The organism is Hamadaea sp. NPDC050747 (genome assembly GCF_040654195.1).
Taxonomy (GTDB): Bacteria; Actinomycetota; Actinomycetes; order Mycobacteriales; family Micromonosporaceae; genus Hamadaea.
The window spans coordinates 344,416-366,112 of record NZ_JBFAHM010000011.1 but is presented as its reverse complement, the minus strand read 5'-3'; the positions used below and the strand labels follow the sequence as shown (position 1 = coordinate 366,112).

20 protein-coding genes are annotated in these 21,697 nt (G+C 70.3%); 7 read left to right on the top strand and 13 right to left on the bottom strand.

What is annotated here, in order from left to right; genetic code table 11:
* Positions 1 to 65 precede the first annotated feature (65 nt).
* The 3 genes from AB0H43_RS27295 (at position 66) to AB0H43_RS27285 (ending at position 3,990) form a co-directional block, all read left to right on the top strand.
* Complete coding sequence (locus AB0H43_RS27295) at positions 66 to 2,189, top strand: ATP-binding cassette domain-containing protein (protein ID WP_360003800.1); 2,124 nt, start codon at positions 66 to 68, stop codon at positions 2,187 to 2,189.
* Positions 2,190 to 2,377: 188 nt separating this feature from the next.
* The gene (locus tag AB0H43_RS27290) at positions 2,378 to 3,196 is read left to right on the top strand and encodes a DNA-formamidopyrimidine glycosylase family protein (protein WP_360003798.1); all 819 of its coding nucleotides are present in this window, start codon (positions 2,378 to 2,380) and stop codon (positions 3,194 to 3,196) included.
* Positions 3,197 to 3,273: 77 nt separating this feature from the next.
* On the top strand, positions 3,274 to 3,990 hold the full coding sequence (locus AB0H43_RS27285; protein WP_360003796.1) for a VOC family protein: 717 nt from the start codon (positions 3,274 to 3,276) through the stop codon (positions 3,988 to 3,990).
* Positions 3,991 to 4,026: 36 nt separating this feature from the next.
* On the opposite strand, the gene AB0H43_RS27280 is transcribed toward AB0H43_RS27285, so the two are convergent.
* The 3 genes from AB0H43_RS27280 to AB0H43_RS27270 form a co-directional block, all read right to left on the bottom strand.
* Positions 4,027 to 4,326: an STAS domain-containing protein gene (locus AB0H43_RS27280; RefSeq protein ID WP_360003795.1), complete on the bottom strand. Its 300-nt coding sequence runs from the start codon at positions 4,324 to 4,326 to the stop codon at positions 4,027 to 4,029.
* A 31-nt stretch (positions 4,327 to 4,357) separates the two neighbouring features.
* Positions 4,358 to 4,843: an ATP-binding protein gene (locus AB0H43_RS27275; RefSeq protein WP_360003793.1), complete on the bottom strand. Its 486-nt coding sequence runs from the start codon at positions 4,841 to 4,843 to the stop codon at positions 4,358 to 4,360.
* Positions 4,844 to 4,959: 116 nt separating this feature from the next.
* Positions 4,960 to 5,244: a hypothetical protein gene (locus tag AB0H43_RS27270; RefSeq protein ID WP_360003791.1), complete on the bottom strand. Its 285-nt coding sequence runs from the start codon at positions 5,242 to 5,244 to the stop codon at positions 4,960 to 4,962.
* A 135-nt stretch (positions 5,245 to 5,379) separates the two neighbouring features.
* Between AB0H43_RS27270 and AB0H43_RS27265 the strand changes: the two genes are divergently transcribed.
* Both AB0H43_RS27265 and AB0H43_RS27260 read left to right on the top strand, forming a co-directional pair.
* On the top strand, positions 5,380 to 7,140 hold the full coding sequence (locus AB0H43_RS27265; protein WP_360003789.1) for a glycoside hydrolase family 15 protein: 1,761 nt from the start codon (positions 5,380 to 5,382) through the stop codon (positions 7,138 to 7,140).
* A gap of 41 nt (positions 7,141 to 7,181) precedes the next feature.
* A complete protein-coding gene (locus AB0H43_RS27260) occupies positions 7,182 to 7,766 on the top strand; it encodes a DinB family protein (protein ID WP_360003787.1) in 585 nt (194 codons plus the stop codon).
* A gap of 9 nt (positions 7,767 to 7,775) precedes the next feature.
* Here the strand turns inward: AB0H43_RS27260 and AB0H43_RS27255 are convergent, their stop codons facing one another.
* The 3 genes from AB0H43_RS27255 to AB0H43_RS27245 all read right to left on the bottom strand — a co-directional run bounded on the left by AB0H43_RS27255 (position 7,776) and on the right by AB0H43_RS27245 (position 12,470).
* Positions 7,776 to 8,906 carry an AI-2E family transporter gene (locus AB0H43_RS27255; protein ID WP_360003785.1) on the bottom strand — a complete coding sequence of 377 codons (1,131 nt, stop codon included), beginning with the start codon at positions 8,904 to 8,906 and terminating at the stop codon, positions 7,776 to 7,778.
* 65 nt (positions 8,907 to 8,971) lie between these two features.
* Positions 8,972 to 9,622, bottom strand: a complete 651-nt coding sequence (locus tag AB0H43_RS27250; RefSeq protein WP_360003783.1) for an HAD-IA family hydrolase — start codon at positions 9,620 to 9,622, stop codon at positions 8,972 to 8,974.
* 43 nt (positions 9,623 to 9,665) lie between these two features.
* On the bottom strand, positions 9,666 to 12,470 hold the full coding sequence (locus tag AB0H43_RS27245) for a BTAD domain-containing putative transcriptional regulator (protein ID WP_360003782.1): 2,805 nt from the start codon (positions 12,468 to 12,470) through the stop codon (positions 9,666 to 9,668).
* Between the two features lie 209 nt (positions 12,471 to 12,679).
* Here AB0H43_RS27245 and AB0H43_RS27240 point away from each other — a divergent pair, with 209 nt between their 5' ends.
* Entirely contained in the window at positions 12,680 to 13,531 is an 852-nt protein-coding gene (locus AB0H43_RS27240) for an SGNH/GDSL hydrolase family protein (RefSeq protein WP_360003780.1), read from the top strand.
* Between the two features lie 103 nt (positions 13,532 to 13,634).
* Entirely contained in the window at positions 13,635 to 14,264 is a 630-nt protein-coding gene (locus AB0H43_RS27235) for an SGNH/GDSL hydrolase family protein (protein ID WP_360003779.1), read from the top strand.
* A 42-nt stretch (positions 14,265 to 14,306) separates the two neighbouring features.
* On the opposite strand, the gene AB0H43_RS27230 is transcribed toward AB0H43_RS27235, so the two are convergent.
* The 7 genes from AB0H43_RS27230 to AB0H43_RS27200 form a co-directional block, all read right to left on the bottom strand.
* The gene (locus tag AB0H43_RS27230) at positions 14,307 to 15,125 is read right to left on the bottom strand and encodes an HAD family hydrolase (RefSeq protein ID WP_360003777.1); all 819 of its coding nucleotides are present in this window, start codon (positions 15,123 to 15,125) and stop codon (positions 14,307 to 14,309) included.
* A complete protein-coding gene (locus AB0H43_RS27225; RefSeq protein ID WP_360003775.1) occupies positions 15,122 to 15,934 on the bottom strand; it encodes an inositol monophosphatase in 813 nt (270 codons plus the stop codon). The genes AB0H43_RS27230 and AB0H43_RS27225 overlap by 4 nt, the downstream gene beginning before the upstream one ends.
* On the bottom strand, positions 15,931 to 16,701 hold the full coding sequence (locus tag AB0H43_RS27220; protein WP_360003774.1) for an HAD-IA family hydrolase: 771 nt from the start codon (positions 16,699 to 16,701) through the stop codon (positions 15,931 to 15,933). Before AB0H43_RS27220 ends, AB0H43_RS27225 begins: the two co-directional genes overlap by 4 nt.
* Positions 16,698 to 17,858, bottom strand: a complete 1,161-nt coding sequence (locus AB0H43_RS27215) for an ABC transporter ATP-binding protein (protein WP_360003772.1) — start codon at positions 17,856 to 17,858, stop codon at positions 16,698 to 16,700. The genes AB0H43_RS27220 and AB0H43_RS27215 overlap by 4 nt, the downstream gene beginning before the upstream one ends.
* A gap of 2 nt (positions 17,859 to 17,860) precedes the next feature.
* The gene (locus tag AB0H43_RS27210) at positions 17,861 to 19,681 is read right to left on the bottom strand and encodes an iron ABC transporter permease (RefSeq protein WP_360003770.1); all 1,821 of its coding nucleotides are present in this window, start codon (positions 19,679 to 19,681) and stop codon (positions 17,861 to 17,863) included.
* 55 nt (positions 19,682 to 19,736) lie between these two features.
* Entirely contained in the window at positions 19,737 to 20,933 is a 1,197-nt protein-coding gene (locus AB0H43_RS27205) for an ABC transporter substrate-binding protein (RefSeq protein ID WP_360003768.1), read from the bottom strand.
* Positions 20,934 to 21,062: 129 nt separating this feature from the next.
* Complete coding sequence (locus tag AB0H43_RS27200; RefSeq protein WP_360003766.1) at positions 21,063 to 21,692, bottom strand: DUF47 family protein; 630 nt, start codon at positions 21,690 to 21,692, stop codon at positions 21,063 to 21,065.
* Positions 21,693 to 21,697 lie beyond the last annotated feature (5 nt).

Sequence of the window (21,697 nt, the reverse complement as noted above, 5' to 3'; positions counted from 1 at the left end):
GACGGCTTCGGCATGATAGGCCGGTGACTTCGAGCGGCCAGGCTGGCACCGATGCCCTCACTCCGGTGGCAGTGCTAGACGATAAGGGCAGAATCCGGATCGGGCGCGATCCGGGTAACGACATCGTGCTGCCGGACCTGTGGGTCTCCGGCTCGCACGCGGAGATCCGGCGCGTCGGCACCGGGCATCAGCTGGTGGACCTGGGCAGTACCAACGGCATCCACCACAATGGGCGGCGTGTGCAGAAGGGCGACCTGAAGCCGGGCGACCGGTTCACCGTCGGCCGGCACGAGTTCCTCTACGACGGCGCACGGCTGTATCAGCACGACGACCAGGGTCCGACCTCGTTCGTCGCGGACGACATCACGGTGGACGTCGGAAAGGCGACGCTGCTCGACGACGTGAGCTTCGCGCTGCAGCAGGGCACGCTGCTCGGCATCATCGGCCCGAGTGGGTGCGGCAAGTCCACCCTGGTGAAGGCGATGACCGGCTTCCAGAAGCCGTCGCGGGGCGAGCTGCTCTACGACGGGCGCGACCTCTACGAGCACTACTCCGAGCTGCGTCACCGCATCGGCATGGTGCCGCAGGACGACGTGCTGCACCGGCAGCTGACCGTGCAGCGGGCGCTGCGGTTCTCGGCGTCCCTGCGGTTCGCCGACGACGTGCCGCGCCGGCAGCGCAAGCAACGAGTCGCCGATGTGCTCGAACTCCTCGGTCTGCGCGAGCGGGCCCGGCAGCGTATCGACACGCTCTCGGGCGGCCAGCGCAAGCGCACCTCGGTCGCGCTGGAGCTGCTCACCGAGCCGTCGCTGCTGGCCCTGGACGAACCTACCTCGGGCCTCGACCCCGCCCTGGACAAGGAGGTCATGCGGGAGCTGCGCCTGCTCGCCGACCGGGGGCGTACCGTCGTGGTGGTCACGCACAGCGTGCTGCACCTGGACATCTGCGACCGCGTCCTGGTCATGTGCATGGGCGGGCACATGGGCTACTTCGGCCCGCCCGACGAGGTGCTGCCGTTCTTCGGCGCCGAGGACTACGCCGACGTCTTCCACAAGGTCACCAACGAGCCCCGGCGCTGGTCGCAGGAGTTCCGCAACTCCGAGGTCTACCGCCGTTACGTCGGTGACGTGGCGCAGGAGCTGGCCCGGATCTCCGATGCGCGCAAGGAACTGGTGACGGTCGCCGCCGCCCCGGTGGCGGAGCCGGTCGCCGAGGCCGTCCTCGATGAGCCGGCCGCCGTCGTGGAAGGCCCGCCGGTGCCCCAGCAGGCCGGTCCGCCGGAGGCGGAGACGACCCGGTTCGCCGACGCCGCCAAACCGGCGCAGTCCGCTCCTTCCGGCGTACAAGATCTGTCTATCAAGGATCGTGCGCGGCATCCGCGCGCGCCGCTGCGGGCCTTCATCACGCTGTGCTGGCGGATGCTCGCCGTGATCGCCTCGGACCGCGGGTATGCCGCGTTCCTGGTGGGATTGCCCCTGGCCCTGGCGATTCTGAGCCGGGCGGTGCCCGGTGACAAGGGGTTGAGCGCGGACCCGGAGGGATTCGCGCTGGAGGGGCAGCGGCTCATCGTCGTGTTCGTGATCGGCGCGGCCTTCATGGGTGTGGCGGTGGCGATCCGCGAGATCGTCAACGAACAGTCGATCTATCGGCGGGAACGGGCGATCGGCCTGTCCCCCACCGCCTATCTGTTGTCGAAGGTCGTCGTCTTCCTGGTCATCGACGCGATCCAGTGCGCGATCTTCGTCTACCTGGCCATGTTCGACCGGCCCAAGCCGCCCGCGGCGCTGGTGCTCGGCGATCCGATGATCGAGATCACGGTGGCGGCGACGCTCGTGGCGATCGCGTCGACCTCGCTCGGCCTGCTCGCCAGCGCCCTGGTGCGCACGACCGAGCAGACGACGCCGATCCTGGTCGTCAGCGTGATGTTCCAGCTGGTGCTCTCGGGTGGCCTGTTCGAGATCACCGGCCAGCGGGCGCTGGAGATCATCTCGGCGATCGACCCGTCGCGGTGGGGCTTCGCCGCCGGCGCGGCCACGACCAACCTCGTCGGCTTCCCCTTCCCGGAGGCGATCTGGGCACCGACCCCGTTCAACTGGTGGCGGGCAGTCGCGGTGCTGCTGCTGCACATCGCGGTGCTCCTGGTCGCGGCCCGGTTCGCGTTGCGGCGGTTCGAGCCCGGCCGGAACTGACGCTTTACGGCCTCGGCGCTCGCGCTCGCGTTGGCCCGCTCGCGCCGGCCCGCTCGCGCGCTTAGGCGCTGGATCAGGGATATCGGTCTAATCTTGGGGAAAGATTCGACAGATATCCCTGATCCAGCGGGGAACGACTCGGGGTGCCGCTCGCGAAAACGCGGGCGGCACCCTCTATTTTGATCGGCATGCCCGAATTGCCGGAGGTCGAGTCCGCCCGCCAGGTCATCGACCGGTACGCCCTGGGCCGGGTGATCGCCGACGTCGACGACACCGACACCTACGTGTGCCGGCCGCATATGCCGGGCGAGATCCGGTCGGCGCTGCTGGGCCGGCGGCTGTCGGCGGTGCACCGGCGCGGCAAGAGCATGTGGTGCGAGACGACCGGGGCTGGTCGTTCCCGCAAACCTGGCCCGTTGCTCGGCCTGCACCTGGGCATGTCGGGCAAGATCGTGGTCGCCGACCGGCACGGGTCCGAGGTGGACGGCGGTGACTACTGGGAGCGCGGTCGCCGGCAGGGTGACCTGCGGTTCACCCGGTTCCGGCTGACCTTTGCCGACGGCGGGTTCCTCGCTTTGGTCGACCCGCGACGGCTGGGCCGCGTACGCCTCGACCCGCCGGTCGAAAAGCTGGGCCCGGACGCGGCGGTGGTGACCCGGGAGGAGTTCCAGTCGGCGATGAGCCGTGGGACGGCACCCGTCAAGGCGCGGCTGCTGGATCAGGAGGCGCTGGCCGGGGTCGGGAACCTGCTGGCCGATCAGGCGCTGTGGACGGCCCGGATCCGCCCGTCCCGGCCGGTCGACGAGGTGTCCGCCGACGACGTCGACCGCCTCTACGACGCCGTACGCGAATCGGTCGGCGACAGCCTCGCCAACGGTGGTGTGCATACGTTGTCGTTCATTCCGGCTCGCCGGGCCGGGGGGACCTGTCCACGGTGCGGTGCGGCGTTGCAGGTCGGCGTGGTGGGCACCCGGACGACCTGGTGGTGCCCGGTCGAGCAGAACTGACCGGTCGAGCAGAACCGACCCGTGCGGTCGACGGTGCCGGCCGAACGATGTCGGTGGCGTGGAGGAGGATGTGAGGCATGGTGGGACAGCTCAAGACGATCGTGATCGACGCGGCCGACATCGCCGGCCTGTCTGCCTTCTATGCGCAGCTCGCTGGATGGACCCAGCGCTACGCCGACGACGAGTGGATCACGATGACCACCGACGACGGCTGGCGGGTCGGCCTGCAGCATGCGCCCGACCATGTGCCGCCGCGCTGGCCCGATCCGGCGTATCCACAGCAGGCGCACCTGGATCTACGCGTGCCCGACCTGGCCGAGGGCACTGGTCGCGCGCTCGCTTTGGGGGCGACCCTGCTCCGGGAGAACGAGACCTGGCATACCTTGGCCGATCCGGCCGGTCACCCGTTCGACCTCTGCCTGAAGGCCGACGACCCGAAGGTGACGCTGATGGGCGTCATGATCGACTGTCCCGACGCCAAGGCGCTGTCGGCGTTCTACAGCGAGCTGCTCGGCAAGCCGATCACGTATGAGGGCGACGGCATGGCCATGATCGGCGAGGAGGGCGACCGCCCGATCATGTTCCAGCAGGTCGACGTCTATACCGCGCCGCAGTGGCCGGATCCGGCCCATCCGCAGCAGTTCCATTTCGACATCATGGTCGACGACATCGAGGTGGCCGACCGGGCGGCGCTGGCCCTCGGCGCCCGGCGGATGCCCGGGTTGGGCGACAACTGGCACGTCTACGCCGACCCGGCTGGAAAGCCGTTCTGCCTACTCTGGCCGGTGGAGTAGCGGCGCGCGAGGACTGCCCTGTGACGACGCGGAGAGTCAGGCGCGCCGGGTCAGTTCGGTGAGGACGCCGGAGACCTGCAGGATGGTTTGCACCATGCCGCCGACGTTGACCAGGTAGAGCGCCCGGCCGTCGTCGCGCGCCTCGCGTTGCGCCGTGACGAGGGCGCCGATGCCGGCCGAGTCGCAGTAGGTGAGCGCGGCCAGGTCGAGTTCGACGACCTTCGCGGGTGCTTCGAGCACGGCTTGGGCGAGCAGCGCCTTCGAGTCCAGGTCGAGTTCGCCGGCCAGGGCGACCCTGGTCACGGCGGCGTCGCCGGAGATCTCGACGGTCAACATCGGTACACCCTAACGTGATTCGATCATTGCTTCACCGCTCGTCGGCCTCGGAACTGTCGGGGGGCTCGCTGCCGCCGCGCAGCGACGACGACGATGGACGGATGTCGATGACTGCGGTGACCGTCGTGCCCAGCGGACTGGAGTCGACGGCGAACCGGTCGGCGAAGACGCGGGCCAGCCACAGGCCGCGGCCGCCGGGTGCGGACGGCGACGGCGGCCGCCAGCCGGCCCGATGGCTGCGCGGGATGCCCGGCCCCCGGTCGAACGCCTGGCACACGAGCCGCCCCCGGTAGAGGGCGACTTGCAGCCGGCCTTCTCCGTCGCAGTGCACGACGATGTTCGCCACGAGTTCCGTCGCGACCAGGACGAGCACGGACCGGACCCGGGGCGGCACGCCCCAGGCCGCGCACTCGGTGTCGAGCTGCCGCCGGATCGGCTCCAGATCGGCCGAGGTGAACGGGCCGTCGATCCGCAGGCGGCGCTGGTCCACGACGGGACGGTCGGCAAAGTCGGGCATGCGGTCCTTCCAGTCGACGGGGGCCATCGTGTCGACTGCTACCCTGCCACGCCGCTCGGCTAACCTGCCTTGTCGCCTATGCCCGAAACGAGAGGTCTACGAGGTGGGTGTGGCGGTCAGCGGCGGGCGGGACGGGCGATCAACGCGGCCGTATGCCCGAAGCCGAGCACCCAGGTCGCCGCGGCGAAGACCGCGACGACGCGGATCAGCGGGCCGCCTTCGGCGTACGCCTGACCGAGCACATTGCCGCCGGTCAGCGCACCCACGACGAGCACCGTCAGAGCGAACCCGAGACGCGCGGCCCGGCTGCGGATGCGGTGGGTGACGAAGTCGCCGATCAGGTCGGCGTACGCGGCCTTCATGGCGCGCAGCACCGCGCCGACCAGCTTGAACTGAGACACGGCTTCGAGGATGCCGGGTGAGCTGGCCGGCGACCTCCCCAAAGCAGGCCGATCAGCCCACCGATCGGACCCGGTCGACGATGGCACGAACCGCCGATACCCACATGGACCGCGCCTTCGGGAGATCATGGGAGCATGCCGCAGCGTATCGAGGATTACGGGCTTATCGGGGATCTGCACACCGGGGCACTGGTCGGCCGGGACGGCTCGGTGGACTGGCTGTGCCTGCCCCGGTTCGACGCACCCGCGTGCTTCGCCGCGCTGCTCGGCGGCCCGGAGGCGGGGTTCTGGCGGATGGCGCCCGCGGACGGCGGCCCGGCGACGCGACGGCGGTACCGCGGTGACTCGCTCATCCTCGAATCGGAGTGGGAGTCCACCCAGGGCACGGTCCGGGTGGTCGACTTCATGCCGCCCCGCGGGGAGGCCGCGGACATCGTGCGGGTCGTCGAGGGGGTCAGCGGCACCGTGCCGATGAAGATGGCGCTGCGGCTGCGGTTCGACTACGGCCGCATCGTCCCGTGGGTACGCCACCTCGGCGGTCAGCTCGCGGCGATCGCCGGCCCGGACGCGGCCTGGCTGAGCACGCCGGTCAAGGTCTACGGCCAGGACTTCACCAGTTACGCGGAGTTCACGGTGACCGCCGGTCAGCGGGTGCCGTTCGTGCTGACCTACCGCCCGTCGCACGAGCCGACGCCGAAGCACGTCGACCCGGGTCAGGCGCTGGCCGACACCGAGCAGTTCTGGGCGGACTGGATGACCCGGTTCCGCTACGACGGCCGGTGGCAGGAGCCGGTGCGGCGGTCACTGATCCTGCTCAAGGCCCTCACCTACGCCCCGACGGGCGGCATACTCGCGGCGGCCACGACGTCGTTGCCGGAGCAGCCGGGCGGCCCCCGCAACTGGGACTACCGCTACTGCTGGCTGCGGGACGCGACGTTCACGCTGCAGGCGTTGCTCGGCACCGGGTTCGTCGCCGAGGCCAAGGCCTGGCGCGAGTGGCTGCTGCGGGCGGCCGCCGGCGATCCCGCCGATCTGCAGATCATGTACGGGATCGACGGCACGCGCCGCCTCACCGAATACACGTTGGACTGGTTGCCCGGCTACGAACAGTCGTCGCCGGTGCGCGTCGGCAACGCGGCGTCGGGCCAGTTCCAGCTGGACGTGTGGGGTGAGGTCCTCGACGGGCTGCACCAGTCGCGCGCGGTCGGCATGGGCGCCACCGACGAGGCGTGGGATCTGCAGCGGGCGTTGCTGGACTACCTCGAAAGCCATTGGGACGAGCCCGACAACGGGTTGTGGGAGGTCCGAGGCGACCGGCAGCACTTCGTGCACTCGAAGGTGATGGCGTGGACCGGCTTCGACCGCGCGGTGCAGGCCGTGGAGAAGTTCGGGCTGCCGGGCGACGCCGATCGGTGGCGCGCCGCGCGGGACGCCGTGCACGCCGAGGTCTGCGAGCGCGGCTTCGATCCCAGCCGCAACACGTTCACACAGTTCTACGGCTCGCGCGGGCTCGACGCCGCGCTGCTGCTGCTGCCCCGGGTCGGCTTCCTGCCCTGGGACGACCCGCGGGTGGCGGGCACGGTCGACGCGCTGCGGCGCGAGCTGAGCCACGACGGCTTCCTGCTGCGCTACGACCCGCGGGCCGACGGGGGCGTGGACGGTCTGCCCGGCACCGAGGGCGCGTTCATCGCCTGCACCTTCTGGCTCGCCGAGGCCCTGTCCGGGATCGGCCGGGATCGGGAGGCGGTGGAGCTGTTCGAGCGGCTGCTCACGCTCCGCAACGACCTGGGCATCCTGGCCGAGGAGTACGACCCGGTCGTGGGTCGCCATCTGGGCAACACGCCGCAGGCGTTCAGCCACGTCGGCCTGGTCAATGCCGCCCGGCGTCTCGGTTAAATCAGTTGTTATACGCCGAAAGCCGTGACCAGGATGACTATATGACCACCACCACCCGACGGGCCGACATGTTCACCGAGGACGGCCGCCCCTCCGACGACGACCCCCGCGAGCACGGCCCCTCGATGGCCGACGAGCGCACCACGCTGGCCGAGTCGTTGCGCTGTCAACGCCTCACCCTGGAGCTGAAGTGCGCCGGACTCGACGCCGAGCAGATGGCCCGGCGCTCGGTCGAGCCCTCGACGATGTCGCTTCTGGGACTCGTGCGGCACCTCGCCGAGATGGAGCGCGGGACGTTCCGCGTCCTGCTCGCCGGCCAGGATGTGCCGAAGTTGTACTGCTCCGAGACCAACCGTGACGGCGACTTCGACGGTGCGGTCGCCGACCCCGAGGTCGTCGCCGAGGCCTGGGCGGCATGGCGGGCCGAGGTCGAGTTCTCCACCCGGTTCCTCGCCGACGCGCCGAGCCTCGACGCCATCGTCGACGATCCCGAGAACAAGCACGGCAGTGGCGGTGGCTCGCTGTCTTATCGAGACGTCGTGCTCGGCATGGTCGAGGAGTACGCCCGCCACATGGGCCACGTCGACTTCCTGCGCGAACGGATCGACGGCCGGATCGGGCAGTAGCCCGTAGGCTCAGGCCGCCGCCGGTTCGGCCCCACCGGTGCCGGGGTCCTCGCCGTCCTCGCCGTCCCCGGCGTCGGCCGGATCGTCGGCGACGACCATCGGCGTGAGCACGACCTTGACCGCGGCCGCGATCGGGATCGCCATGAGCGCGCCGACCAGGCCGAGCACGGTCCCGCCGATCAGCGCCACGACCAGGACGGCCACCGGCGACAGGTCGACCGCGTTACGCATCACCCGCGGCTGGATCAGGTAGTTCTCGATCTGCTGGTACGCGATGAAGAACAACAGCACGACGATGGATCGTGGCCAGATCCCGACGGTCAGCAACGAGACCCCGACGCCGATGATGGCGCCCAGGCTGGCCCCGATCATCGGGATGAGGTCGGTGATGGCGACCATGACGGCCAGCGGGACGGCGTACGGGACGCCGACGGCTTGGAAGCAGATGAACGCGGCCACTCCGGCGATGAGCGAGATGACGATGTTGCCGATCATGTAGCCGCCGACCTTGTCCACGACGACGGCGACGATGTGCGCGCCCCGACGGCGGTGCGCGGGCGGGAACAGGCGCACCACACCCCGCTGCAACCGCGGCATGTCGGCCATGAAGTAGATCGACAGCACGAGCACGGTCAGCGCGGCGGCGATCGTGCCGAACAGCTTCTGCACGAAGCCGAGCGCGCCGTTGGCGATCCGCCCCGGCAACTCACCCGCGAGCGAGGTCAGCCGGTCGGTGAGGTTGTACCGGTCGGTGATCTCCTGGATGGCGCGGGACTTCTCCGACCACGTCTGCACATAGCTCGGCAGCTTCTGCAGCAGGGTCCCGCTCTGGTCCACGACCGGCGGCACGATCGACCACACGAACAAGCCGAACAGCGCGACGAGGACCAGGATCACGATGCTGACCGCCCAGCTGCGGTGGAGCCCTCTGCGTACCATCCAGCGCACAGCCGGATCGAGGCTGACCGCGACGAACAACGCGATCAAGACCAGGACGAGGATGTTGCGGACGGTGTAGAGCCCGAGCACCACCGCGGCGACGGCCACGACCCCGGCAGCGCCGGCGACCGCCCACCGGAACACCAACGACGGCGGTACGCGGTCGGCGAGCGACCTTCCGGCGGGATCAGGCTCTGCCATCGTCCCATTGAAGCACGAGCGGCGGGCATGTCGTCCCGAGCCCGTCCCCCGGGCCCCCTGGGTTCTCAGCTGTCTCCGGCGCTGTCGAGGATGATGTCCGTCAGCTCGCGGAGAGTCTTGATGCGATGCGTGGCCTGCGAGAAGTCTTGTGCTTGGGTGAAGTCGTTGTGGACGACGGCGCAGTCGATGCCGGCCGCCACCGCGGAGTTCAGACCGCGAGAGGAGTCCTCCACGACCAGCGTCTCCTGCTGGGCGGCGCCGAAGCGCCGCAAGCCGGTCAGGTACGGTTCGGGGTGCGGCTTGGCGAGCCGGTAGTCCTCGCGGACGAGGACGAAGTCCATGAACCTCCGGATGTCGCGCTGGGCGTGGATGACGTCGAAGTCGGCGCGTTTCGCCGTCGTCACGATGGCCATGCGCACGTGCCGGGACAGGTCGGCGAGTGTCTCGACGACGCCTTCGATCTCGATGGCCTCGGTCTTGAGGTACTCCTGGTAGTGATCATCGCGAATCCGGCGCAGGCGGCTGATGGTCTCCTCGTCGACACCGGCGGCCCTGGCCTGGGCCCAGGTGCCCAATCCCTGGCTCATGTCCCGCAGGTATCGGTCTTTGTCGACGGTCAGGCCGATGCCGGCCAGGGCGCGTTCGCCGGCTCGGTAATACCAGAACTCGGTGTCCACCAGAACCCCGTCGTGGTCGAACAGGATGTACTTCTTCACCGTCGTGATCCTTCTCGGTCGCCGCGCCGTGATCACCGATACGTTATGCCGGTACGCGCAGCCGCTGGGCTTCGCGGAGCACCTCAGCCCGCAGGGCCTCGTCGTCGAGGCGGCGGCACACCTCCAGGGCGGCCCGCAGTTCGCCGGAGGCCTCGCCGATGCGGCCGGCTCGGGACAGCACCTCCATGCGGTCGATCCGGATCTCCCGGGCCAGTTCGGCGGAGTTGAGCCGTTCCGCGGCCACGAGCGCCCGGTCGAGGTGTGCCAGTCCTTCGGCGACCTCCCCGGCGGCGGACAGCGCCTTGCCGAGCTGCATCCGGGTGTAGATCTGGCCCACTTCGTCGGCCAGTGCCTGGCGGATGCCGTACGCCTCACGCAGCAGCTCGATCGATTCTCCGAGCACACCGCGTACGCGTTGGTGCATGCCGAGGCTGTGCAGCAGCAGGCTGGTCCAGGGTGGATCGTCGTGTTCGCGGGCGAGTTTCAGTCCGGCGCGCAGGGATTGTTCGGCGGCGTCGAGGTCGCCCCATTCGGTCTGGAAGATGCCGAAGGTGTTGAGGGTGGTGATGCGTTCGACGGGATCGTCCACCTGCGGCAGCAGCGCGATCGCGGGCCGGACCTCGGCTTGGGACTCCGGGTAGCGGCGTAGCCGTTGGAGGTTGATGGCAAGCAGCCGCCGGGCGACCAGTTCGGCGCGGGGGTCGCCGGCGGTGGAGGCCAGTGCGACCACCCGGCCGCCGACGGCCACCGTGTCGCGAAATGTCCCGGCGAGCCCGTCGTGGCTGGTCAGGTGACGGAGGATCTCGACGCCGACGGACAGCGGCACCGACGGCAGGTCGGGCAGGGCGAACAGCAGTTCGCGCATGGATGCCGAGTTTTCGGCCAGCCACTGCACGCCCTGGGCCCGCGTACGCGGATCGGCGGGGGTGGCGCGGGTGAGCGGGCTCGGCGGGAGCGTTCGACCGGCCAGTGGGCGTACGCAGAGCCAGGCTCGCCGGGCGGATTCGGCGTAGCACCAGGCCGCCCGGTGGATCGCCGGTCCGGTGTCGGCGGTGGGCAGGTCGTCGGCGACTTCCCGGGCGAACAGGCGCAGCAGGTCGTGCAGCCGGAGGCGGCCGTTGTCGCTGGTCACGAGGTGCAGTTCGACGAGCCGTCCGACGCTGGCGTCGGCGTGGGCGGTGTCGGCGAGGGCGTAGGCGATTTCGGCGGAGCAGTCGGACACCGGCAGCAGCCCGAGGAGGCTGAACAGTTTCGCGGCGTCCCGGTCGACCGGGTCGGCGCTGCCGGCGAGGGCGACGAAGCTGGACCGGAAGGTCGCGCGTACGCCGGTGTCGCGGTAGCCGAGTTCGCTCAGCCGCAGCCGGTCGTCGCTGAGCCGCAGTGCGAAGTCGCCGACGGTCAGGTCGGTCCGGCTGGCCAGCCGGGCGGCGGCCATGCGCAGGGCCAGCGGCAGCCCGCCGCACAAGTGCGCGATCTGCCGCAGCGCGCCGTCGTCGGCCTCGCCGTGTGCTTTGAGCAGCCGCACCGCGGTGTCGATGTCCAGAGTCGACAGCGTTTGGCGGGCGGTCACGTCGAGGTCGGCGAGGCGAGGCCGGGAGGTGATGACGACGGTGCAGCCGGGTCCGTTGGGCAGCAGCGGACGGACCTGGTCGGCGTCGAGCACGTTGTCCAGCACGACGAGCAGCCGCCGGTCGTGGGTGAGGCTGCGCCAGCGGGCGGACAGCCCCCCGAGGTCCTCGCGGCCCGGCTCGGGTTCGCCGAGTGAGCGCAGCAGCCGGACCAGGACCTCCGCCGGGTTGGCGGGCCGCAGGCCGCTGTGGCCGCCGTGCAGGTCGACGTAGATCTCGCCGTCGGTCTGGCGGTCGGCTTGCCCGGCCTCGGCGCGGAGGTGCTCGCTGATGCGGTGGGCGAGTTCGACGGCGAGGGTGGATTTGCCGATGCCGCCGGGGCCGTCGATGCTCAGCACCACCGGGTAGCGACGTACGCCGGGGTCGGCGACGGCGTCGAGCAGTTCGGCGACGGCGGCGTCCCGGCCGACGAACACGGGCGGCCGCGCGGGCAGTTCGTGCGGGACGACCGGGCGGGACGGCGCTGAAGGGGACGCCACGACGACGGCCGGTTCGCGGGCCAGGATCGAGCGTTGCAGGTCGACCAGCTCCGCGCCGGGGTCGACGCCGAGTCGTGCCGCCAGCTCCGTCCGGGCCCGCTGGTACGCCTCCAGCGCGCCCGCGGTGTCGCCGCCCGCCGCGAGCGCCCGCATCAGCAGCGCCCACAGGCCTTCCCGGGTCGGATGGTCGGCCAGGGCCTGGCGCAGTTCCTCCGGCAGGCGGGGATCCGGTCCCTGCCGCAGGCGCAGGTCGGCGTACTCCTCCATGGCGACCGCGCGCCGTTCGGTGATGGTGACGAGCTGATGCTGCAGGGGCACGTCGGCGGGCAGGTCCTCGCCGCACGCGCCGCGCCACATGCCCAGCGCCTTCTCGTAGTGCCGTTCGGCGGCGGACAGGTCGTCGGCCGATCGGGCCAGCCGGGCGGCCGCCACTTCGGCGCTGAACTGGCCGAGATCGCTGTCGGTGGGAGCCACGTCGAGCCGGTAGCCGCCGTCGCGGGCGTGCAGGACCGGGCCGAGCGCCTTGCGGAGCCCGTAGGCGTAGGTGCGCGCGTTGGCGGTGGCGGAGGTGGGCGGGTCGTCCCAGAGCAGGTTCAGCAGTCGGCGCATCGGCAGCACGCGCCGGGGCTCCAGGAGCAGGGCGACGAGCAGTGTGCGTTGCTTCGGGCTGCCCAACTCGAGGTCACGCCCGGCCCGGCTGGCGATCGTCGGGCCCAGAATGTGAAAGCGCAGCTCCGACAACGGCGACTCCCCTCCCCCGCGGCGCGTCCCCGTCGACGGCGCCAGATCGATTCAAGCAAATCCGGCGCGCGGCGGCACGCCGACGCGCAGTCGTCCGCTTCGATGTATTCGGGCGGACGCGAGCGTCTGACCTCAATGGACGGTCTCGAAAATTCTTTCACTTCTTGCGCTTTGCGATCTTCACAACGGCGGCGTTTATTGATATCTATATGCGACCGAGTTCCACCGAGTTCACCCCCGACCCGGAGGCCCCCTTGACTCGATCGCGTCTGCTCACGCTGTCGGCCAGCCTCGCAGCCACCCTGACTGTGCTGGTCGGCCTCGTGGCCACCCCCGCGAACGCCGCGTCCACCGTCCGCTACGTCGCCCTCGGCGACTCCTACTCCTCCGGCGTCGGCGCCGGCAGCTACACCGCCGAAAGCGGCTCATGCCAACGCAGCACGAACGCGTACCCCGCGTTGTGGGCGGCCGCGAACGCCCCGGCGTCCTATGTGTCGGTCGCCTGCTCCGGCGCCACCACGACGAGCGTCGCCAGCAGCCAGCTGTCCGCCCTGAGCAGCACCACCACGCTCGTCAGCATCACCATCGGCGGCAACGACATGGGCTTTTCCACCATCATGCGGACGTGCGCCCTCTACGGGACGACCGAATGCGTGGCCGCCGTGCAGGCGGCGGAGGACAAGGCCAACGCGACCCTCGCCGGCCTGCTGAACACGCTCTACGGCAAGATCCGGGCCAAGGCGCCCAACGCCAAGGTCGTCGTGCTGTCCTACCCGGTGTTCTACCAGCTCAACACGTTCTGCGTCGGGTTGAGCGCCACCTCGCACGCGAAGATCGACGAGGGCATCAACCTCATCGACAACATCACGCGTACCGCCGCGCAGAGCAACGGCTTCGTCTTCGCCGACGTCCGCTCCATCTTCGTCGGGCACCAGCTCTGCAGCGGTGACAAGTGGCTGCACGCGCTGAACTTCGCCGAACTCAGCGTCTCCTACCACCCGTTCGCCTCCGGGCAGTCCGGCGGCTACTACCCGGTGTTCCGGAGCGCCGCGGCAAGCTGAGCCGGACGTCAGCACTCCGCCAGGCCGTCGGCGACAGATCCTCGTCGACGGCCGGCCTGACACCGGTCGCCATCAGCTGACCGGACATGCGAAGCTGTGGATCATGACGCAGCTCTTCCACCCCGGTCAGCACATCCTGTTCATCGGCGACAGCATCACCGACTGCGGCCGCCGCGACCACATGGCGCCGTACGGCGACGGCTACATGAGCCTGGTCCGGGCGTTCGTCACCGCCCGGCGGCCGGAACTGCACCTGCGCTGGACCAACCGCGGCATCGGCGGCAACACCGTGCGCGACCTCGCCGGGCGCTGGGACGACGACGTCCTCGCCGAAGGACCGGACTGGCTGTCGGTGATGATCGGCATCAACGACGTGTGGCGGTTTTTCACCGGCCGCGCCGACGAGGCCGTCCCGCTGGACGAGTACGAGCGGACTCTGCGCCAGCTGCTGCGCGGTGCGGTCGACACCACCGGATGCCGGCTGATCCTGGCCGACCCGTACATCATCGAAGCCGATCCCACCGACGGTCAGCGGGTCGAAACCGGCCGGTACGCCAAGGTGGTCGAAGCCCTCGCCGAGGAGTTCTCCGCCATCCACGTACGCACCCAGCAAGCCTTCGACCGAGCGTTGACGGTGACGGAGTCGGCCGACTGGGCGCACGACCGGATCCACCCGAACCTGCCCGGGCACGCGATCATCGCCGAGGCGTACCTGGCGGCGCTGGGTCTCTGACGGCGTCGGCCCGGCCGTGGGTAGGCCGGGCCGTGACCGCGATCAGCTGAGCACGCCGTGCTCGGCCCCGTCGAGGATCTGGGCGATGACGTCGGCGACTGCCCCGTCGTCGCAGCCCCCGACCACGACGTCGGCGGCGGCGCGTACCGCCGGATGGCCGTCGCCGACCGCTGCGCCGAGCCCGGCGACGCGCAGCATCGGGATGTCGTTGGGGTTGTCGCCGACCGCCGCCACCTGCTCCAGCGGTACGCCCCGATGACCGGTCAGCCAGGTCAGCGCGGTGCCTTTGTCCACACCGGACGGCAGCAGCTCCACGTAGGTGGGTTCGGAGACGACGACGGTGACGTCGAGCGCGCTGGCCTTCTCGGTGACGCGCTCGGCGACGGCCGTCGAAGCACAGACGATCATCGCCTTGCTGACCTCGGTGGGCGGCAGATCCGACCAGTCACCGACGGCTTCGACCGTGACCCGGTCGCGGGCGGCGTACGCGTCGATCAGCGGCGACGTCACGACCCGGAAGGCCTGGCCGCCGCGGAAGGCGACACCGGCGGCGTCGCCGTCGAGGGCGTCGAGCAGCTCGGTCGCCGCCGCCCAGACGGGCGCGGGCAGGCGACGGTCGAGGAGGATCTCACCGGTCGACAGGTCGCAGATGAGTGCGCCGTTGAGGAGGATCGCCGGACCGGTGAGGTTCAGTTCGGCGTAGTACGGCGCGGCTGACTCCCGGCTGCGGCCGGTGGCGATGACGACCTCTCCCCCACCTGCCCGGAACCGGCCCAGCGCCTCGCGGCTACGCGGCACCATTCGCAGCCGCCGGTCGACCAGCGTGCCGTCGAGGTCGGTCACCAGCCAGCGGTAGGTCACGGCGTCACCTCGTGGCTGGCGGCGAAGGTGTCGAGCACGACGCTGCCGTCGACGGCGAGCGTGCCGACGGTGGCGAGATAGCCGGGGCCGAGCCAGTTCGCGGTGGCCGGCGTACCGGCGGGGCGCAGGCCGAGGAACCGGCCGCCGGCTTGCCGCACGAGCAGGGCCCCGGCGGCGAGGTCCCAGGCGTTGACGCTCAGGCCGAGGGCGACGTCGGCCCAGCCCGCGGCGACGTGCGCCAGGGACAGGGCGGCGCTGCCCGGCCGGCGCAGGGTGCGGTACTCGGTGAGCAGCCGGCCCAGCCGGCCCAGCGCCGGTTCGCCTTCGGCGCGCAGCTCCCGAGGGCTGGGATAGCTGGTGATCAGCAGCGCTTCGGTCTCGGCCGTCGCACCGGCGCTGCGCATCGGGCTTCCGTTGTGGTACGCGCCGTCGGGGCCGGCGGTGAACAGATCGTCGCGGACGGGGTCGTAGATCGCCCCGGCGACCACTTCGCCGTCGACGACAGCGGCGACCGATGTGCAGAAGAAGGCGAGCCCGGCGACGAAGTTCGCGGTGCCGTCGATCGGGTCGACGTACCAGTGCACCGATCCTTCGCCGATGGCGCCACCCTCCTCGCCGACGATGCGGCTGTCGGGGACGGCCGCGAGGATCAGCTCGCGGATCGTGGCCTCGGCCGCCCGGTCGTGGACGGTGACCGGATCGTGCCGGTCCCGTTTGAACTCCATGTCCGGCCGGGACCGGAACGCGGCGCGGAGCTGGTCGGCGACGCAGGTGGCGGCGTCGGCGGCGACGAGGGTCAGGTCCGTCACGCGACGGCTCCCTTCAGCAGGTCGAGCAGCCCGGCGGGGTCGTCGACGACGGCGTCGGGTTCGGCGGCGACCTCGAACGGCTTGTCGTGGGTGTCCCGGGCGATCATCAGGATGGTGGCGCCCACCCCGGCACGGCGACCGCAGACGACGTCCCGGTCGAAGTTGTCGCCGACGTACCAGGCCTGATCCGGGGTGATGCCGAGGCTCCGGCAGGCCACGCCGATCATGTCGGGGTGTGGTTTGCGGATGCCGATCTCGTCGCTGTAGATCTGCAGCGCGAACTGTTTGTCCAGGCCGGCTGCGGTGAGCCAGTCGCGGTGGACGATCCCGGACAGCGCGTTGCTGACGATGCCGACCGGCAGCCCTTGATCTTCGCACCAGCTGAGCAGGTCGATCAGCCCGGCCCGCGCCTGGCGCTGGGAACGCAGTTCGCCCATGCGCCGGCACAGCGGCCAGGCTTGGGTCGCGACGACGGTGCGGGCCTGCTCCGGCCAGTCGATGGCGACGAAGTCGCGCCAGAACATCACCGGGGTGAGTTCGGCCGGGTCGGGGATCCGCGACATGGCGTCCTTCCACGCCGAGTCGGCGGCGGCCCCGGCCAGGATGTCGCGGCGTACCGCGGGAAGGTCGAGGGCGTCGCAGTGGCAGGCACGGAGCAGCTCGCAGACGTCGGCCGCCAGCTCGTCGGCCCAGCTGTCGCGGCGGGTGGTCTGCACGACCACGCCACCGAAGTCCAGCAGCAGGGCGCGGGGCAGGGTGAGGCTCATCGGGCTCCTCCGGTGGTGACGACGGCCTCGCCCGGTTCAGTGCGGCCGGTGGCCAGATCCCAGCCGGGCATCCGGCGGCCGTCCCGCCCGTAGAGGTGCAGATCGGCGGCGGCCGCCCAGGCCACCATCGTGGCCCCCGGCCGGGCGTCGACAGCACGGAACGTCTGGGCGAACAGCTCCGTTCCCCGGCAGCGCAGCTGGACGGTCCAGCTCGATCCGGTGGGCAGCACCGTCTCGACTTCGGCGGGAGCCCGCCAGGCGCCGTCGGGGACGTCGTCGGCGGCCGCGGCCAGGTGCAGCGCCTCGGGGCGTACGCCGAGCGTCGCGCCGACCGGGGGTTTGCCGGCGATGTCGGCGACGAACCCGGCCAGGTGTGTCTCGATGCCGTCGCCGGTGTGGTCGCCGAGCGGGATCAGGTTCATCGGCGGGCTGCCGACGAAGGCGGCGACGAAGACGCTCGCCGGGCGTTCGTAGATCTCCATCGGCGCGCCGAGTTGCTCCACGACGCCTTCGTTCATGACGGCGACGTGGGTCGCCATGGTCATGGCTTCGAGCTGGTCGTGGGTGACGAGGACGACGGTGGACCCAGATCGCTGATGGATGCGTTTGAGCTCCGCGCGCATCTCCAGCCGCAGGCGTGCGTCCAGATTGGACAGCGGCTCGTCGAGCAGGAGCACTTCCGGGTCGACGGCGAGCATCCGGGCGAGTGCGACCCGCTGCTGCTGGCCGCCGGACAGCTGGGAGGGGTAGCGGGTGGCGTAGTCGGCGATGCGGAGCATCTCCATCGCCGAGCGTACGCGCTGGTCTCGTTCGGCGGCCGGCGTCTTGCGCATCCGCAGCCCGAACTCGATGTTGCCGGTCACCGTCATGTGGGGCCAGAGCGCGTAGCTCTGGAAGACCAGTCCCATGCCGCGCCGTTCCGGGGGCACGTAGACGCCTTGCTCGACGCTGTCGAGCAGTTTCGCCCCGACCCTGATGTCGCCGGCGGTGGGCTGTTCCAGGCCCGCGATCATGCGCAGCGTGGTCGTCTTGCCGCAGCCGGACGGTCCGAGCAGGCACATGAAGGCCCCGTCGGGGATGACCATGTCCAGGTCGCGGACGGCGTACTGGCCGGACAGGTAGCTCTTGCTGACGCGCTGTAGTTCGATCCGGGGCATGTCTATCCTCCGAGCCCGCTGGAGAGGTTGCTCTTGGTGAGTCGCTGTGCCAGGTAGGTCACCGCGAAGGAGACGGCGGCGATGACGAGGACCGCCGCGTTGGCCTGCTGGGTGTAGCCGTAGTCGACCAGATGGATCGACAGCGTGGTCAGCAGCGGCATCCCGGCGGTGGCCAGCATGATGACGATGGAGAGCTCCTTGATGCCGGAGATGAACGGCAGGACCACACCGGTGGTCAGCGCGCCCTTCTGGATCGGGATGACGATGCGCCACATGCGCCGCAGCCAGCCGGCTCCGACGACCTGCGCGGCCTCCTCCGGCTCCTTGCCGAGCTGCATCATGGCGGCGATGCCGGACCGTGAGGAGTACGGCAGGTGCGTCACGACCATGACCAGGACCAGCAGGGTCACGGTGCCGTAGAGGGCCGGGATCGGTCCGCGGGGCACGGCGAACAGGGTCAGGTACGCCGCGGCGAACGCGATGCCGGGAACCAGGTAGGGCAGGAACGACACCTGGCGCAGTGTGCCGGCGATCCGGGGGCTGCCGCTGCGGACGACGACGTAGCCGACGAGCAGGCCGAGCAGGCCGCAGAGCACGGCGGACAGGCCGACGATGCGGACGCTGTTCCACAGCGCTTCGTACAGTTCACCCCCGACGAGCAGCCCGTGCGGGAAGCCGACGGCGTCGGGGATCTTGTCGGCGACCCAGAACTTCAGCGTGAAGTTGTCGGCGGAGAACACTCCGGGTGCGTAGGTGACGGTGGACAGCAGCAGGATCAGCAGGGGCGCCACCACACTGGCGGTGAAGACGGCCAACCCGGCCGCGTACGCCGGCCAGCGCCAGCGGCGCAGGTCGGTGGCCCGGTCCATGCTGCCCTTGCCGCCGATGGTGACGAAGCGGCGTTGTTCCCGGACCAGCCGCATGTCGACGAGCACGACCAGGACGCCGAGCAGGACGATGACGGCCGCGATGACGGCGGCCACTCCGGACGAGCGGGTGTGGATGCTGCGGTAGAGGGTGGTGGACAGCAGCGAGTAGTCGGTGGGCAGCCCCAGGATGTACGGGGTGCCGAAGGTGCCCAGCACCCGGCCGAAGATCAGCAGGGTGGCGCTCGACAGCGATGGCAGCAGCAGGGGCAGCACGATGCGGCGCATCGCCTGGCCCCGGCGGGCGCCGAGGACGCGGGCCGATTCCTCCAGCTGGGAGTCGAGCCGCCGCAGGGCGTTGCCGAACAGCAGCAGGACGAACGGGTAGTAGTGCAGGCCGAGGGTCACGATCATCGGCAGGGCGCCGTACGCCAGCCAGTCGGGTGTGCGTACGCCCCAGCTCTCGAGGTAGCCGGGTGTGCCGCCGGATCGGCCGTTCTTGAACAGGGTGAGCCAGGCCAGCGCGAACGTCCACGACGGCAGCATGTAGGGCACCACGAGCGCGCCGGCGAGGAACTTGCGGCCGGGGACGTTGGTCCGGGTGACCAGCCACGCCATCGCGCCGCCGAGGGCGACCGCGAAGACGACGACGCCCACGCCGACGACCAGGGTGTGCCAGAACGGCTCCCAGAACAGGTCGCCGCTGACCGGCGAGCGGAACACCCGCCACAGGTAGTAGCTGGTGCCGGCGCCGACGGGTGCGCCCGCGCGGAAGTCGTCGCCGTACTGGACGCGTACGGCGTCGGAGACGATCGCGACGAGCGGCGCCACGACGAGGTATCCGAAGCCTGCGATGAGCAGCAGGCCGATGAGGGTGGTGGGCTCGGCGAGCAGTACTCGGGCCCGGTAGCGGACCTTGCCGCGCCAGCCGGTGGCCGGCGGGTTGATCACTGACATCTCATGGTCCTCCCCGATGGACCCGGCGGTCGCCCGCCGGGTCCATCGCCAACGGTCAGCCGTGGTTGACGCGCCAGAAGTCCTGGATCGCCTGTCCCTGCTGGTAGTCCTTCATCAGTTGGTCGGACTTGACGGTGAACAGCTGGGTGTCCCAGCCGGTCAGGCCCGGCGGGTTGTTGGTGCTGGCCGGTACGGCCTTGTTGCCCGACAGACCGCCGGAGCCCATCTCGTGGACGATGCCCTCCTGGGTCATCACGAAGTGGATGAACAGCTTGGCGGCGTTCGGGTGCTGCGACTTGGTCGCGATGGCGCCGTATTTGTCGTAGGAGAACCCGACCCAGGGGGTGAGCCCCTGGCAGACGGCCATCTTGTAGCCCTTCTCCTCGACGTCGCGGAACTTGGAGATGGACATGAGGCCGAGGCGGGGCTCCTTCTGCTGGGGCGCCGCGACGGCGGCCGCGGTGTCCTCGTCGGCCTTGGTCAGCACCGGCTTGTTCTTGGCCAGCCGCTTCATCCACTCCCAGCCGGCGTTGGCCTCACTGGCCTGCAACGCCGAGCCGGTGTGCGTCTGGTAGTCCTTGGCCAGGGCGTCGGCGCCGTGCCCGACGGTCTGGGACAGCCACTGGACGAGCGTGGGCTTGCCCAGCGGGTCCTGCAGGACGACCTTGCCGGCCCACTTCGCCTCCGTCAGCTCCCAGAGGCTCTTGACCGGGCAGCCGTTCGGGTACAGGGCGGTGTTGTAGGCCCAGACGTTGGCCTTCGACAGCACCAGCAGCGGGTTGCGGTTGGCCTCGGGGATGTCCTTGGCGAGGTCCGGCGGAATCCACGTCGACACGATGTTGCGGGGTAGCAGCTCGCCGACGAGCACCGGCCCGTCTTCGAACAACGTGACGTCGATGGTGACGTTGCCCGCCTGGTTTTCCCGGGTCATCTTCTCGGCGGTGTCGCCGCTCTTGGACTTCACGCCCTCGGCCTTGATGCCGTATTTGGCCTCGAATGCCTTGGCGACTTCGACGACGTCGCCGCTGGAGTCGTAGGCCAGGACGCTGCCCTCCTTCTTCGCCGCCTCGACGAGGGCGTTGAGGTCGAAGCTGGCGGCGTCCTGGACGGACGCGGAGGGAATCGGGGCGCCACTGCCGGTGCCGCTGCTCGATGGAGCGCAAGCGGCGGCGGCGGTGACCGTGATCGCGAACAGAAGCACCGCCGGGAGGCGGCGCGAGAGGTGGTTCGAACGCAGTGAGTGCCTGCTCACGGTGCAAGCTCCTTCGCTCGTCGGGCGTGGGGTCCGCCCGATGGGGGCACGACCGGCGGTCGTGTGAACAGAAGCGTAACGCCGGACATCGGTTTGTCAAGACATACTTACGTATACGTTAACGGCCGTTCACAATGCGCGCTTCAGCATGGCGTCTGCCAGGGCGTCCGCGCATTCGGCCAGGCGCAGGCCGAGCACGTCCAGCCGCCGCAAGAGCTCCCGCCGTTTCAGAACGGCCGCGTCCACCTCACCGGTCAACAGCGCGGCGACAGCGACGCCGTAGAGATGGCGCACCCGGCCGGCCCGCTTGTGCGCGGCCAACGCCGCGGCGGGCACGTCATAGGGCCGCGACGGGACACGGTCCACCGCCCGGCGCAACTCCTTCAGCCCCAGATCCACCTGTTCGAGCAGGGCGACGGCGGTGCCGTCCAGGCGTACGCCGTAGAGATCGGTCTCGCGTACGTAGTCGCGCAGGTGGTCGAGGACGTCGTCGACCGAGCGGGACAGCCGGAACAGGTCCTCGCGGTCGATCGGGGTGGTCAGCGCCGCCGACAACTCCGGCACCAGTTGAGCCCGGTACGCGTCGCCGCGGTGTTCCAGATCGGACATCTGCTGCCGGGCTCCGGCCGGATCGAGGCGTCCGGCGGTCACGGCGATGGCCAGCGTGACGCCGTCGACGGCGGCGTCGATCTGTTGCAGCAGTACGCCCACGATGCGGCGATGTGATCGGCCCGCCAGGTCGTCGAAGAGGCGGCGCATCCGGG